This window comes from Streptomyces sp. NPDC001904, assembly GCF_040297005.1.
Taxonomy (GTDB): domain Bacteria; phylum Actinomycetota; class Actinomycetes; order Streptomycetales; family Streptomycetaceae; genus Streptomyces.
The window spans coordinates 175,854-190,273 of record NZ_JBEOYI010000018.1 but is presented as its reverse complement, the minus strand read 5'-3'; the positions used below and the strand labels follow the sequence as shown (position 1 = coordinate 190,273).

Annotated in this window: 11 protein-coding genes; 7 read left to right on the top strand and 4 right to left on the bottom strand. The window is 72.0% G+C overall.

The features are described from left to right. Positions 1-123 precede the first annotated feature (123 nt). The 3 genes from ABT127_RS26485 (at position 124) to ABT127_RS26475 (ending at position 5,509) form a co-directional block, all read left to right on the top strand. A complete protein-coding gene (locus ABT127_RS26485; RefSeq protein ID WP_351454810.1) occupies positions 124-1,875 on the top strand; it encodes a discoidin domain-containing protein in 1,752 nt (583 codons plus the stop codon). Between the two features lie 67 nt (positions 1,876-1,942). Then, positions 1,943-4,375 (top strand): beta-glucosidase family protein, encoded by a 2,433-nt coding sequence (locus tag ABT127_RS26480; protein ID WP_351454808.1) that lies wholly within the window; start codon positions 1,943-1,945, stop codon positions 4,373-4,375. A gap of 93 nt (positions 4,376-4,468) precedes the next feature. Beyond that, entirely contained in the window at positions 4,469-5,509 is a 1,041-nt protein-coding gene (locus tag ABT127_RS26475; protein WP_351454806.1) for a LacI family DNA-binding transcriptional regulator, read from the top strand. 19 nt (positions 5,510-5,528) lie between these two features. On the opposite strand, the gene ABT127_RS26470 is transcribed toward ABT127_RS26475, so the two are convergent. Further along, the gene (locus ABT127_RS26470) at positions 5,529-6,821 is read right to left on the bottom strand and encodes an ROK family transcriptional regulator (protein WP_351454803.1); all 1,293 of its coding nucleotides are present in this window, start codon (positions 6,819-6,821) and stop codon (positions 5,529-5,531) included. A gap of 225 nt (positions 6,822-7,046) precedes the next feature. Here ABT127_RS26470 and ABT127_RS26465 point away from each other — a divergent pair, with 225 nt between their 5' ends. Genes ABT127_RS26465 through ABT127_RS26450 form a run of 4 tightly spaced genes read left to right on the top strand, consistent with a single transcriptional unit; the run spans position 7,047 to position 11,685 of the window. Continuing rightward, positions 7,047-8,363: an ABC transporter substrate-binding protein gene (locus tag ABT127_RS26465; RefSeq protein ID WP_351454800.1), complete on the top strand. Its 1,317-nt coding sequence runs from the start codon at positions 7,047-7,049 to the stop codon at positions 8,361-8,363. 13 nt (positions 8,364-8,376) lie between these two features. Beyond that, a complete protein-coding gene (locus ABT127_RS26460; protein WP_351454797.1) occupies positions 8,377-9,390 on the top strand; it encodes a carbohydrate ABC transporter permease in 1,014 nt (337 codons plus the stop codon). Further along, on the top strand, positions 9,383-10,279 hold the full coding sequence (locus ABT127_RS26455) for a carbohydrate ABC transporter permease (RefSeq protein ID WP_351454794.1): 897 nt from the start codon (positions 9,383-9,385) through the stop codon (positions 10,277-10,279). The genes ABT127_RS26460 and ABT127_RS26455 overlap by 8 nt, the downstream gene beginning before the upstream one ends. Positions 10,280-10,320: 41 nt before the next feature. Continuing rightward, positions 10,321-11,685, top strand: a complete 1,365-nt coding sequence (locus ABT127_RS26450; RefSeq protein ID WP_351454792.1) for a GH1 family beta-glucosidase — start codon at positions 10,321-10,323, stop codon at positions 11,683-11,685. A 64-nt stretch (positions 11,686-11,749) separates the two neighbouring features. Here ABT127_RS26450 and ABT127_RS26445 read toward each other — a convergent pair whose 3' ends face one another. From ABT127_RS26445 to ABT127_RS26435, 3 genes are read right to left on the bottom strand one after another with little or no spacing between them, the layout of a single operon-like run. After that, the gene (locus ABT127_RS26445) at positions 11,750-12,016 is read right to left on the bottom strand and encodes a metal-sensitive transcriptional regulator (protein ID WP_351454790.1); all 267 of its coding nucleotides are present in this window, start codon (positions 12,014-12,016) and stop codon (positions 11,750-11,752) included. Continuing rightward, positions 12,013-12,579: a rhodanese-like domain-containing protein gene (locus ABT127_RS26440; RefSeq protein WP_351454788.1), complete on the bottom strand. Its 567-nt coding sequence runs from the start codon at positions 12,577-12,579 to the stop codon at positions 12,013-12,015. Before ABT127_RS26440 ends, ABT127_RS26445 begins: the two co-directional genes overlap by 4 nt. Positions 12,580-12,619: 40 nt before the next feature. After that, the gene (locus ABT127_RS26435) at positions 12,620-14,242 is read right to left on the bottom strand and encodes an FAD-dependent oxidoreductase (protein ID WP_351454785.1); all 1,623 of its coding nucleotides are present in this window, start codon (positions 14,240-14,242) and stop codon (positions 12,620-12,622) included. Positions 14,243-14,420 lie beyond the last annotated feature (178 nt).

Here is a 14,420-nt window from a genome sequence, read left to right as displayed (position 1 = left end):
AAACACTCACATAAAACACCACCGCTGAGGTGGGGGGGGCCGCGCGCTACGCGCCCCCCCCCACCCGTGCGCCCCCCGCTCGGCACCCGCACCCCCGCACCCTCCCCCCTCCCGGAGAAACACATGCCCAGATCGCATTCGGCCGGACGGCGTCTCGCCGCCCCCGTCACCGCCGGAGTTCTCGCCGCCTGTGCCCTGATGCTGCCCGGCCAGCAGGCGCACGCCGCCGGCAGCGTCGTCAAGGTGACCGGCTCCCAGGGCCACTGGCAGCTGACCGTGAACGGATCCCCGTACCAGGTGAAGGGCCTCACCTGGGGCCCGTCCGTCGCCGACGCCGGCAAGTACATGCCCGACCTCAAGTCGATGGGCGTCAACACGATCCGCACCTGGGGCACCGACGCCTCCAGCAAGCCGCTCTTCGACACCGCCGCCGCGAACGGCATCAAGGTGATCGCCGGATTCTGGCTGCAGCCCGGCGGCGGCCCCGGCAGCGGCGGCTGCGTCAACTACGTCACCGACACCACGTACAAGAACAACATGCTCGCCGAGTTCCCCAAGTGGGTGCAGACCTACAAGGACAACCCCGGCGTCCTCATGTGGAACGTGGGCAACGAGTCGGTGCTCGGTCTCCAGAACTGCTACAGCGGCACCGAGCTGGAGAAGCAGCGCGACGCGTACACGACCTTCGTCAACGACGTGACGAAGAAGATCCACGCCGTCGACCCGAACCACCCTGTCACTTCCACCGACGCCTGGGTCGGCGCCTGGCCCTACTACAAGAAGAACGCGCCCGACCTCGATCTGTACGCCGTCAACTCCTACAACGCCGTCTGCGACGTCAAGTCGGCCTGGGAGCAGGGTGGTTACACCAAGCCGTACATCGTGACCGAGACCGGCCCCGCGGGGGAGTGGGAGGTGCCCGACGACGCCAACGGCGTGCCCGCCGAGCCCACCGACCAGGCCAAGGCCGACGGCTACCGCAAGGCGTGGGAGTGCATCACCGGGCACCAGGGCGTCGCCCTGGGCGCCACGATGTTCCACTACGGCACCGAGTACGACTTCGGCGGCATCTGGTTCAACCTGCTGCCCGCCGGGGAGAAGCGGCTGTCGTACTACGCCGTGAAGAAGGCGTACGGCGCGAGCACGTCCGGTGACAACACTCCGCCCGTCTTCTCCTCGATGAGCATCGAAGGGGACGCGTCCAAGGTGGCCGCGGGCCGCGACCTCACCATCGCCACCAAGGTGACCGACCCCGACGGCGACCGGATCTCGTACGAGGTCCTCGCCAACAGCATGTACATCGACCAGAGCAAGGAACTGACCCCGCTCAAGGCCACCGACCTCGGCTCCGGCCGGCTGAAGGTGACCGCGCCCGACAAGCCGGGCGTCTGGAAGATCTACGTCAAGGCCACCGACGGCCGTGGCAACGTCGGCGTCGAAACCCGGTCCGTGCGCGTGGTGCCGCCGCCCGTGAGCGGCACGAACATCGCCCAGGGCAAGCCGGCCACCGCCTCCTCGCAGCAGACGTCCGACTACGGCGACTGCCCGTGCCTGGCGTCGTCCGCCGTCGACGGCAAGAACGACACCCGCTGGGCCAGCGACTGGAGCGACCCCCAGTGGCTCCAGGTGGACCTCGGCTCCAAGCAGTCCTTCCGGCACATCCAGCTCAACTGGGAGACCTCGTACGCGAAGGCCTACACGATCCAGACCTCCGACGACGGCCAGAACTGGCGGACCGTCCAGCAGGTGACCGACGGCAACGGAGGCGTCGACGACTTCGACGCCGCCGGCAGCGGCCGCTACGTCCGCGTCAACGGCACCGCACGTGGCACCGGATACGGCTACTCGCTCTACGAGTTCGGCGTCTACAACTGATCCGACGGACCCCCGCCGGCCGCGGTGCGCGGCGGGGGCCCGGCACGTTCAACGGGGAGGGACCCGCATGGAGGACGACGAACTCAACCGGCTCGTCGAGAAATTGAGCCTCGCGCAGAAGGTGGCCCTGCTGACCGGCGCCACCACCTGGCGCACCGCCGCGCAACCCGCGGTCGCGCTGCGCGAGATGGTGATGTCGGACGGGCCCACCGGGGTGCGCGGCGAGTCCTGGGACGAGCGCCGCACGTCCGCGCTGCTGCCCGCGGCCACGGCGCTCGCCGCGATGTGGGACGAGGAGCTGGCCGAACGGCTCGGCGCGCTTCTCGCGCAGGAGGCGCGGAGCAAGGGCGTCCACGTCGTCCTCGGCCCGACCCTCAACCTGCACCGCTCGCCGCTGGCCGGACGGCACTTCGAGTGCTTCTCCGAGGACCCGGAACTCACCGGCCGCATCGGAGCCGCCCTGATCCGCGGCATCCAGTCCGGCGGCGTCGCCGCGACCGCCAAGCACTACGTCGCCAACGACTCCGAGACCGACCGGCTCACCGTCGACGTCCGCGTTCCCGAACGCGCCCTGCACGAGGTCTACCTGGCACCCTTCGAAGCGGCCGTCGAAGCCGGTGCCTGGGCCGTCATGTCCGGCTACAACAGCGTCGGCGGCGCGACGATGTCGGAGAGCCCGCTGCTCACCGAGCCGCTGAAGGGGCGCTGGAGCTTCGACGGCGTCGTGGTGTCCGACTGGGGAGCGGTACGGTCCACCGCGGCGTCGGCGCTGGCCGCCCAGGACCTGGCCATGCCGGGCCCGGACAGCCCCTGGGGCGACGACCTCCTGCGCGCCGTGCGGGCCGGGGAGGTGCCCGAGGAGGTGATCGACGACAAGGTCCGCCGCCTGCTGCGGCTCGCCGAACGGGTCGGCGCGCTCGGCGACCCGGCACCCGCACGCCCCTCACCGCACGGCCCGCGGCAGACCCGCGCCCTGCTGCGCCGGTCCGTCGCCGCGAGCACCGTGCTGCTCACGAACCACGACGTCCTGCCGTGGGCCGCCGACTCCGTGCGGACCGTGGCGGTGATCGGCGCCCACGCGGCGCGGCCCCGGCTCCAGGGCGGCGGCAGCGCGGGGGTCTTCCCCCGGATCTCCGTCACACCGCTCGACGGCATCCGCGCGGCGCTGCGCGGCACCGCCGAGGTCATCCACAGCCCGGGTCCCGCCCTCGTCGAGCAGCCCTGGCCGCTGGACGCGGAGCGGTGCGCCGACCCGCGCACCGGCGAACCGGGGCTGCTGCTGCGCGTCCTCGACCGCGCGGGACACGAGCTGTACGCCGAACACCGGCTCTCCGGACGCCTGCTGGAGCCCACGCTGGTGCCCGGCGCGCACACGGTGGAGCTGAGCGCGCTGCTGCGGCCCGCCTCCGGTGGGGAGTGGACCTTCGGCGTCGGCGGCTTCGGCCACCTCGAACTCCTCGTCGACGGAGAGCGACTGGTCGCGGGGGAGTACCCCAGGACCACCGACGACCCGGCCGTCGTGCACGTCGCGCCGCCCTGCCGGTACGGGCGGATCCGCCTCCGGCCGGGCCGCGCGGTCGAGGTGGTGGCCCGGCGCACCCTGGCTCCCGGCACCGGCCGTGCCACCCTGCTGACCGCCGCGCCGCCGCCCCCGGACCCGGCGACGGCCCTGGCCGACGCCGTCGAGGCGGCCCGGGCCGCGGACGTCGCCGTCGTCGTGGTCGGCACCACCGAGGGCAGCGAGTCCGAGGGCCACGACCGCGTCACGCTCGCCCTGCCCGGCGACCAGGACGCCCTGGTGTCGGCCGTCGCCGCCGCCCAGCCCCGCACCGTGGCCGTGGTGAACTCCGGCGGACCGGTCGAACTGCCCTGGCGGGACGAGGTCGGCGCCCTGCTGCTCGCCTGGTTCCCCGGGCAGGAGGCAGGGGCGGGACTCGCGGACGTCCTGTTCGGGCGGGCCGAGCCGGGCGGCCGCCTCCCCACCACCTGGGCCGCCCGCCTCGCCGACGCTCCCGTCACCCGGACCCGCCCCGACGACGGCGTCCTCGCGTATCAGGAGGGCCCGCACATCGGGCACCGCGGCTGGCTGCGCTCGGCCCGGGAGCCCGCCTACTGGTTCGGCCACGGGCTCGGCTACACCACCTGGAGCCACGACCGGATCGAGGCGCCCGCCACATCTGGTCCCGACGGCTTCACGGTCCGCGTCACCGTGCGCAACACCGGCGTCAGGACGGGCCGTGAAGTGGTCCAGGTCTACCTCTCCCGGCCGGAGTCGGCGGTCGAGCGCCCGGTCCGCTGGCTGGCCGGGTACGCGGCCGTGACCGCACCCCCCGGGGCCGCGGCGGACGTGGAGGTGCACGTGCCCGCGCGGGCGCTGCGGCACTGGTCGCCCGAAGCCCGAGACTGGCGCACCGAACCGGGCGTCTACCGGGTGCACGCGGGCCGCTCGGCCGGGGAGCCCACCCTGACGACGGAGGTCGAGGTGGAGCCCCTTCAGTGACTACGGGAAAGGCCGCCGCCGAGGCCTGCCACCTGGTCGACGACTGCGGGAGAGCGCTCCCCGGGACGTGGGACCGGCGGATAGGGTGGGGCCATGAGCAGAAGCGTGCCCACCTTGGAGGACGTGGCACGGGAGGCCGGCGTCTCCCGGGCCACGGTCTCCCGGGTCATCAACGGTGTACGGAACGTGGATCCGGGCATCCAGGACCTGGTCCGCCAGGCCGTCGAGCGGACGGGGTACACGCCCAATCACGCCGCCCGCTCGCTGGTCACCCGCCGGGCGCAGACCATCGCGCTCGTGGTGTCCGGTGCCGGGGACGAACGCGACGGCGCGCAGGGCGATTTCACCGCGCGGGTCTTCGCCGACCCGTTCTTCGGGCGCGTGGTCACCGGGGTCGTCGGTTTCCTGCGGCCGCGCTCCATGCACCCCGTGCTCATGTTCGCCGACTCCGACGACGCGCGCCGCCAGGTCGTCGACTACCTGCGGCAGGGCAGCGCCGACGGTGCCCTCGTGGTCTCCACGCACGCCGAGGACCCGCTGCCCGCGCAGCTCGCCGCCGGACGGCTGCCCGCGGTGTGCTTCGCGCGGCCCGCGGTGGCCGCGCCGATCAGCTACGTCGACCTCGCCCACCGCGAGGGGGGTCTGCTGGCGGCGCGCCATCTGCTCGCCCGCGGCTGCCGTCGGCCCGCCACCGTCTCCGGGCCGCTCGACCTGCCCGCCGGGCAGGAGCGGCTCGCCGGGTTCCGGGACGGCATGGAGCGCGGTGGCGTGCCGTACGTCCCGATCGCGGAAGGCGGGTTCACCCTGGACAGCGGTGTCGCGGCGATGGAGCGACTGCTCGCCGAACACCCCGACATCGACGCCGTGTTCGCCGCCAACGACCTGATGGCGCAGGGCGTCTGCCAGGTCCTGGGCGACCGGGGCAGACGGGTGCCGCAGGACGTGGCCGTCGTCGGGTTCGACGACTCCAGCGCCGCCCTCGCCTGCCGGCCGCCCCTGACCACCGTCCGGCAGCCGGTGGAGGCCATGGCCGCGGCCATGGCCGAGCTCCTCCACGCGTTCGTCCTCGGCGAGCGCACCGAGCCCACCTCGCGGATCTTCGACCCGGAACTGGTGGTGCGCGAGTCGGCGTGACACCTTGCCGCGTGCCGGTTCAGTGCAGCGCGCGTCCCCGCAACGCCCCCTGCCAGGCCGGGGGTTCGGCCTCCCGCGGCGCCTCGGGCGGCCGCCCGCCGCGCGCGAAGAACGCCGCCAGCGGCAGCGTCGCCGCGCCCACCGTCACGGCGTCGGGGCCGAGCCGGCCGAGCTCCACGCTGACCCGGGACACGGGGTAGGAGAGCGCGTACGTCGGCAGATGGCGGCGCACCGAGGCCAGGAACCGCTCGCCGAGCTGGAGTCCGGCCCAGCCGCCGACCAGGACGCGGTCCGGCTGGAAGAGATTGACCAGGTCGGACAGGCCCGCGCCGAGATACTCGGCCGTCTCCTCGATGATGGCCAGCGCCGTCGGTTCGGGGGTCCGGCCCGGCTCGCGCGGGTGTGCGGCGTCCATCATCGCGGCCAGCGCCGTCTCCTCGTCCGCGCCGAGCGGCGGGCGCCCGCCCGCCTCCCGCCACCGGTCGAGCAGCGCCTCGGCGCCCGCGTACGCCTCCAGGCAGCCCAGGGCGCCGCACCGGCAGCGGCGCCCCCGGACCCGTACCGTCAGATGCCCCCACTCGACGGCCCGCGCCTGTGCCGCGTCGCCCGTCACCACGCAGGCGCCGACACCGGAGCCGAAGAGCACGACCACCGCGTTCTGCGTGCCGCGTCCCGCGCCGAACCACATCTCCGCCTGGCCGAGCGTCCCGGCGCCGTTGGCGATGAAGTAGTCGACCGAGGGCGGAAGTTGGCAGGCCCTGCGGAGCACCGACTCCAGCGGCACCGCGTCCCAGCCGACCGTCGGGCCGTGCACGACCGCGCCCTCGGGGGTGTGCGCGACGATGCCGGGCACACCGATGCCGACGCCGAGGAGCGGACCGGGATGGCCTCGGCCGGCGTCGAGCACTTCGTGCACCGCCGACGCGACCAGCTCGGCGACGCCCTCGACGGGATGCCCCTTCAGGTCCAGCGGCCGCTCCGTGCGGGCCAGTTCGGTGAGGGACAGATCGAGCAGCTCGACCCTGATCCTGGTCTCGCCCACGTCCACGCCGATCAGCCGCCCGCAGCCGGGCACGATGCGCAGCAGGGTGCGGGGCCTGCCGCCCTCGGACTCGACGCTGCCGGCCTCCTCGACCAGGCCGTCCGCCGCGAGTTCGGCCACCACGTTGCTGATGGAACCTGAACTCAGACCGATCGCCGGGCCCAGCTCGTTCCGGCTCATCGGGCCGTTGAAATACAACTGTTGCAAAAGGGCGGTCCGGTTCTCCCTTCGCAGGTCGTGCACTGTCCGTCCACCGCGCCGCCCGGCCATGTGTCTCCTTGAGGCTCTGTCCGACTCGAAGTTGTTAGCTCCGACCCCCTTGACGGTACCTTCTCGTGCGGTTTAACTCACGTCCTAAATTAAGTCGTAAGGGTGTTCAAGAGTTGAAGCGGGCGGTCGGTTCGCCGATGTTGGCCGCGCCCTCTGTGCTCTGTTCCGTTCGAGCCCTCTTGAGCCATCCCCCGTCGACTTCCTCCGGAAAGGGACACCTGGAGCATGAGCAGAATCCGAGCCACCGCCATCGGTGCCGTCACCGCGTCGCTCGCCCTCGCCGCGACCGCCTGTGGTGGCGGCTCTTCCACGGGGGGCGGTTCCAACGACTCCCCGAAGACCCTCACGTACTGGGCGTCGAACCAGGGTGCGAGCATCCAGGTCGACAAGAAGGTCCTCCAGCCGGAGCTCGACAAGTTCGAGAAGCAGACCGGGATCAAGGTCAAGCTCGAGGTCGTCCCGTGGTCGGACCTGCTCAACCGGATCATGGCCGCGACCACCTCGGGCCAGGGCCCGGACGTGCTGAACATCGGCAACACCTGGAGCGCCTCGCTGCAGGCGACCGGCGCCCTGCTGCCCTGGGACGCCAAGCAGTTCGACAAGATCGGCGGCAAGGACCGCTTCGTCGACTCCGCGCTCGGCTCGGCCGGCCCCGAGGGCAAGGACCCGGCGGCGGTCCCGCTGTACTCGATGTCGTACGCGCTCTACTACAACAAGAAGATGTTCAAGGACGCCGGGATATCCAAGCCCCCGACGACCTGGGACGAGGTCGTCGCCGACGGCAAGAAGATCTCCAAGAACGGCAAGTGGGGTCTGGGCGCCGAGGGCTCGAACCTGTCCAACAACATCCACCAGATCTTCGTGATGGCGAAGCAGCGCGGCACCGACTGGTTCACCGCCGACGGCAAGCCGGACTTCACCTCCGACGGAGCGGTCGCGGCGGTCAAGCAGTACGTCGACCTGATGGCCAAGGACAAGATCATCGCGCCCGGCAACGCCGAGTACGCGCAGAACCAGTCCCTGAGCGACTTCTCCAAGGGCAAGACGGCCATGGTCCTGTGGCAGGCCGCCGCCTCCACGTTCAAGTCGCAGGGCATGTCCGAGGACGACTACGGCGTGGTCCCCGCGCCCGTCCCGTCCGGCACCCCCGGCACGGGCAACCAGGTCAACTCGATGGTCGCCGGCATCAACATCGCCGTCTTCAAGAACACCAAGAACGTCGAAGGCGCCACGAAGTTCGTGAAGTTCATGACCAGCGACGCGGAGTCGAAGCTCCTCAACAAGACCTACGGCTCCATCCCGCCGGTCAAGGCCGCGCAGGAGGACCCCGCGTTCGGGACCGCGACCACCGGCGTCCTCAAGGACACCCTGGCCAAGAGCGCGGCGCCGCTGCCGCAGGTGGCCGAGGAGTCCCAGTTCGAGACGGCGGTCGGCACGGCGGTCAAGGAGCTGTTCGCCGACGCGGCCAACGGCAAGGCCGTCACCACGGAGTCCGTGAAGGCGGCGCTGACCAAGGCGCAGCAGTCGATGCCGAACAAGTAGCACGGAGAACTCGATGACTGTGTCCACGACCGCCCCTTCCCCCGCACCGGCGGGGGAGGGGCGGGCCGTCGGCAAGAACTCCCCCGGGGCGGCGAGCGGCAAGAGCCGCCGTCCCGGGCGGATCCGCCGGATCGGCCTGCCCTACCTGCTGCTCCTGCCCGCTCTCGTGCTCGAACTCCTCGTGCACCTCGTGCCCATGGTCATGGGCGTGGTGATGAGCTTCAAGGAGCTCACCCAGTTCTACATCCGGGACTGGAACTCGGCTCCCTGGACGGGCCTGGACAACTTCAAGGTCGCCGTCGACTTCGACGCCCCGGTCGGCCAGGCACTGCTCCACTCCTTCTTCGTCACCTGCCTGTTCACCCTCCTGTCGGTGGGCCTGTGCTGGGCCATCGGCACCGCCGCGGCCGTCTTCATGCAGGAGACGTTCAAGGGCCGCGGCATCCTGCGCGCCCTGTTCCTGATCCCGTACGCGCTGCCCGTCTACGCCGCCGTGATCACCTGGGTCTTCATGTTCCAGCACGACAACGGCCTGATCAATCACGTGCTGCACGACCAGCTCGGCGTCACCGACAAGCCGTCCTTCTGGCTGATCGGCGACAACAGCTTCTACGCCCTGCTCACCGTGTCGGTGTGGAAGGGCTGGCCGTTCGCCTTCCTCATCGTGATGGCCGGACTGCAGAACATCCCCAAGGAGATGTACGAGGCCGCCTCGCTCGACGGCGCCGGCCTGTGGCAGCAGCTGCGCCGCATCACGCTGCCCTCGCTGCGCCCGGTCAACCAGGTCCTCGTGCTCGTCCTGTTCCTGTGGACGTTCAACGACTTCAACACGCCCTACGTGATGTTCGGCAAGGCGGCGCCCGAAGCGGCCGACATCATCTCCGTGCACATCTACCAGTCCTCGTTCGTCACCTGGAACTTCGGCAGCGGCTCCGCCATGTCCGTGCTGCTCCTGCTGTTCCTGCTCGTCGTGACGGGCGTCTACCTGGCGCTCACCTCGCGCGGAAGGAAGACTTCCGATGTCTGACACCTCCGTGGACAAGACCGTGGACGCACGGGTGCGGCACCGCTCGCCCATGGCGTCACCGCAGTCCTTCCTGTGGTCCCGCCGGATCTTCCTCACGCTGCTCGCCGGCTTCGTGCTGCTGCCCGTGTTCGTCATGGTCTCCAGCTCGCTCAAGCCGCTCCAGGACGTCCAGGGCGAGTTCCGCTGGATCCCGAGCGGGCTCACGATCCGCCCGTACATCGACATCTGGTCGACGGTCCCGCTCGCCAAGTACTTCGTGAACTCGCTGATCGTCGCGGGCGCGGCGACGGTCTGCTCGGTGATCGTCGCGGTGTTCGCCGCGTACGCCGTCAGCCGCTACCGCTTCAAGGGCAAGCGCGTGTTCACGGTGACCGTGCTGTCGACGCAGATGTTCCCCGGCATCCTCTTCCTGCTGCCGCTGTTCCTCATCTACGTCAACATCGGCAACGCCACCGGGATCGCCCTGTTCGGCTCGCGCGGCGGACTGATCCTCACGTACATGACGTTCACGCTGCCGTTCGCGATCTGGATGCTCATCGGGTACTTCGAGTCGGTGCCGCGCGACCTGGACGAGGCCGCTCTCGTCGACGGCTGCGGTCCGCTCGGGGCGCTGTTCCGGATCATCGTGCCGGCCGCGATCCCCGGCATCGTCGCCGTCGCCGTCTACGCGTTCATGACCGCCTGGGGCGAGGTGCTGTTCGCCTCGGTCATGACCAACGACGACACCCGCACCCTCTCCGTGGGTCTCGGCGCCTACGCCAACCTCAACGACGTGTACTGGAACCAGATCATGGCCGCCTCGCTCGTCGTCAGCGTGCCCGTCGTCGCCGGCTTCCTGCTGCTGCAGCGCTATCTCGTCACCGGCCTGACCGCCGGTGCGGTCAAGTGACCGACCCCCTTACTGCAGACCGTACTTGTGAAAGGAACCTTGTGTCCGAGCCCCTAGACCTCGCCGCCTTCCCGAACGACTTCCTGTGGGGCACGGCCACCGCCGCGTACCAGATCGAAGGGGCGGTCGCCGAGGACGGCCGCGCGCCCTCGATCTGGGACACGTTCTCGCACACGCCCGGCAAGGTCGACAACGGCGACACCGGCGACGTGGCCTGCGACCACTACCACCGCTGGCGCGAGGACTTCGACCTGCTCAAGCGCCTCGGCGCGAACGCCTACCGGTTCTCCGTCGCCTGGCCGCGGATCGTCCCCGGCGGCGACGGCCCGGTGAACGCCAAGGGCCTCGACTTCTACGACCGCCTGACCGACGCGCTGCTCGCGGACGGCATCACGCCGATGGTCACCCTCTACCACTGGGACCTGCCGCAGGCGCTGCAGGACCGCGGCGGCTGGCCCGCGCGCGAGACCGCTCTCGCCTTCGGGGAGTACGCGTCCGTGGTCGCGGAGCGGCTCGGTGACCGGGTGAAGCACTGGACGCCGCTGAACGAGCCGCTGTGCTCGGCGTGGATCGGCCACCTGGAGGGCCGGATGGCCCCCGGCCTCGCCGACCTGAACGCCGCCGTCCCCGCCTCCTACCACCTGCTGCTCGGCCACGGCCTGGCCACCCAGGCGATCCGCGCGGCCGTCCCCGACGCCGAGGTGGGCATCGTCCTGAACCTCGCCCAGGTGGAGCCCGCCACCGACCGGCCCGAGGACATCGCCGCCGCCCGCCGCATGGACGGCCACTCCAACCGCTGGTGGCTCGACCCGGTGCACGGCCGCGGCTTCCCCGAGGACATGCTCGAGGTCTACGGGGTCGAGCTGCCCGAGCAGCCGGGCGACCTGGACACGATCGCCGCGCCGCTGGACTGGCTGGGCCTGAACTACTACTTCCCGTCCGCGATCGCCGACCACCCGGCGGGCCCCGCCCCCTTCGCCGACTCCGTGCGCCGGCTCGGCGTGCCGCGCACCGGCATGGACTGGGAGGTCGACGCCGACGGCATCGAGACCCTGCTGCTCCGTCTGACCAGCGAGTACGGCGCGCGGAAGCTGTACATCACCGAGAACGGCTCGGCCTACCCGGACGTGGTCCGCCCCGACGGCACGGTCGACGACCCCGAGCGCGAGCAGTACCTCGTCGACCACGTCGCGGCCTGCGCCCGCGCCGTGCGCAAGGGCGCCCCGCTCGCCGGGTACTTCGCCTGGTCGCTGCTCGACAACTTCGAGTGGGCCTACGGCTACGACAAGCGGTTCGGCCTCGTGCACGTCGACTACCAGACCCAGGTGCGCACCATCAAGGGCAGCGGCCACCGCTACGCGGACATCGTGCGCCGGCACGGGGCGCGGGTGCGGCGCGCCGCCTGAGAACGCCGTCCCGGTGGGGCCGACCGGAAGCGGCCCCACCGGGACGGTCTCGCCTGTACGGGGGTCAGGCGAGCGAGAGGAACAGCTTCTCCAGCTCCTCCTCGGTCAGCGGGGGCTGTTCACCCTCCGCCGCGTTCATGCAGTCCCGCATGCCCGACGCGATGATCTTGAAGCCGGCCCGGTCGAGGGCCCGGGACACGGCGGCCAGCTGGGTCACCACGTCCTTGCAGTCCCGGCCCGCCTCGATCATCGCGATCACACCGGCGAGCTGGCCCTGCGCGCGGCGCAGGCGCTTGAGGACGGCGTCCGTGGCCGCCGGGGTGCCGCTCACGCGCGCAGCGCGGCGCGGGCCGCGTCCAGGGCGTCCGGCGCCGGGCGGTTGAAGGGCAGCTTGCCGAGCAGGGCCGCCATGCCGCAGGTGTTGGAGACGCCCGAGTAGACCAGGCCGGAGGCGACACCGGCGGCCAGCAGGCGGCCCTTCGGCGCGCGGCGGCCGAGCGCGAGCCCGGCCAGGACCAGCGCCCCGGCCGTGAACCGGACCTGGCGGTCCATCGCCCAGACCGCGCGGCCCTCGTGCGCCGCCGTGTCGACGGGCAGGCCCTCGGCCGTCCAGGCCTGCGTGCCGCCGCCGAGGCCGACCGCGTCCACGCCCGCGTCGGCGAGCTTGGCGCAGGCGGCGGCGGAGCGCTGACCGGCGGCGCAGACCACGACGATGCGGCGCCGCTCCGCGGCGGACCGCAGGTCGGGCAGGAGTGCGTCGAGGTGGTCGGCCGGCACGTTCACCGCGCCGGGCACATGGCCGGAGGCGAACTCGCCGGGCGCCCGCACGTCGACGACGAGGGTGCTGTCGGCGGGGCGGGCGTGCAGCTCCGCCGGGGCGAGGGTGGTGCTCATGGTTCTCCCTGGGTGTGCGTGAGGGGGTTCGGACACGGGGTCAGGCGGCCCGGCCCGCGGACCAGGTGGCGTAGCCGCCGTCGAGGTTGACGGCGTCGCGGCCGAGTCCGGCGAGCAGGCGCAGCGCGGTGTGGCCGCGCAGGCCGACCTGACAGTGCACGAGGAGGTCGCCGTCGGGCAGCTCGGCGGCCCGGTCGCGCAGCTCGTCGAGCGGAATGTTCACCGCGCCCGGGATGGCGCCCCGGGCGTGCTCGGCCGCCGTCCGGACGTCGACGAGCGTGGCGCCCGCCGCCCGCGCCGCGTCCAGCTCGTGCCACTGGACGGTGCGGTCGGTACGGGTCACCAGGTTCTCGGCGATCATCCCCGCCATGTTGACCGGGTCCTTCGCCGAGCCGTACGGCGGGGCGTACGCCAGCTCCAGATCGGCGAGTTCGGGTGCGGTCAGACCGCCCGCGATGGCGGTGGCGAGCACGTCGACGCGCTTGTCGACACCGTCCGCGCCGACCGCCTGCGCGCCGAGGATGCTCAGGTCGTCGGGGTCGAACAGGACCTTGAGCGCGATGGGGGAGGCGCCCGGGTAGTAGCCCGCGTGCGAACCGGGGTGCAGGTGCAGCGCCTGGTACCGGCGGCCCGCGGCGCGCAGCCGCTTCTCGTTCCAGCCGGTGGCCGCCGCGGTCAGCCCGAAGACCTGGACGACCGCGGTGCCGGTGGCGGGCCGGGCCGACACCGGGCGTCCGGCGATCGCGTCGGCGACGAGCCGTCCGTGCCGGTTGGCCAGGTTCGCCAGCGGGACGAGCGTGCTCTCGCCGCTCAGCGCGTCCCGCTTCTCCGCCGCGTCGCCCACCGCGTAGACGGCCTCGTCGCTGGTGCGGCCGCGCTCGTCGACGGCGATGCCGCCGCGCGGGCCGATCGCGATACCGGCGGCGCGGGCCAGCTCGACGTCGGGGCGGACCCCGATCGCCATGAGGACGAGATCGGCGGGGACGGTCCGGCCGTCGTCCAGGACGACCTCGTGGTCCCGGATCTCCTTCAGCTGCGTACCGAGCGCCAGATCGACACCGCCCGCCCGCAGCTCGGCGGCGAGCGGCGCGGCCATCTCCGCGTCGAGCGGCGGCAGCACCTGCCCGGCCAGCTCCACGAGCGTCACGTCGAGACCGCGGTGGCGCAGATTCTCCGCGGCCTCCACGCCGATGAACCCGGCGCCGACGACCACGGCCGAGCGCGCGCCCGCCGCCAGCTCGCCCGCGATCCGGTCGGTGTCCGAGACGTCCCGCAGGGTGAAGGCCCGCTCCGCACCCGGCAGTTCCGGCACGAAGGGCCGGGCGCCCGGGCTGAGCACCAGCCGGTCGTACGACTCGGTGTACTGCGTACCGGCCGCGAGATCGCGCACCGTCACGGTCCGGGCCTCGGTGTCCACGGCGACGGCCTCGCTGCGCACCCGCACGTCGATCCGGAACCGGGCGCGCAGCGCCTGCGGGGTCTGGACGAGCAGGGCGTCGCGCTCCTCGATGACGCCGCCGAGGAAGTACGGCAGCCCGCAGTTCGCGTAGCTGACATGGGCGCCGCGCTCCAGCACGACGATCTGCGCCTGCTCGTCGAGGCGGCGCAGGCGCGTCGCCGCGGACATGCCGCCCGCCACGCCTCCGACGATCACGACCTTCACGGGAACCTCCGATGTCACATCCGACTCTATACCCCCGAGGGTATCAAGAATACCCAGGGGGGTATGCCTGGAGCAGGGTGAGAGTGATCACGTACGGCCGGGCGGCAGGATGCGCGGAAAGTCAGACAGAAGATGTCGGGATTCGCGGGAATGCTCGGTGTGTCCGGCCGGAACGGCC

Excerpts from the sequence above, each read along its gene's own strand:
- ABT127_RS26455 (WP_351454794.1), top strand. The coding sequence starts at position 9,383 with ATGTCTGACACCTCCGTGGACAAGACCGTGGACGCACGGGTGCGGCAC.
- ABT127_RS26460 (WP_351454797.1), top strand. The coding sequence starts at position 8,377 with ATGACTGTGTCCACGACCGCCCCTTCCCCCGCACCGGCGGGGGAGGGG.
- ABT127_RS26465 (WP_351454800.1), top strand. The coding sequence starts at position 7,047 with ATGAGCAGAATCCGAGCCACCGCCATCGGTGCCGTCACCGCGTCGCTC.
- ABT127_RS26440 (WP_351454788.1), bottom strand. The coding sequence starts at position 12,579 with ATGAGCACCACCCTCGCCCCGGCGGAGCTGCACGCCCGCCCCGCCGAC.
- ABT127_RS26470 (WP_351454803.1), bottom strand. The coding sequence starts at position 6,821 with ATGGCCGGGCGGCGCGGTGGACGGACAGTGCACGACCTGCGAAGGGAG.
- ABT127_RS26475 (WP_351454806.1), top strand. The coding sequence starts at position 4,469 with ATGAGCAGAAGCGTGCCCACCTTGGAGGACGTGGCACGGGAGGCCGGC.
- ABT127_RS26485 (WP_351454810.1), top strand. The coding sequence starts at position 124 with ATGCCCAGATCGCATTCGGCCGGACGGCGTCTCGCCGCCCCCGTCACC.
- ABT127_RS26480 (WP_351454808.1), top strand. The coding sequence starts at position 1,943 with ATGGAGGACGACGAACTCAACCGGCTCGTCGAGAAATTGAGCCTCGCG.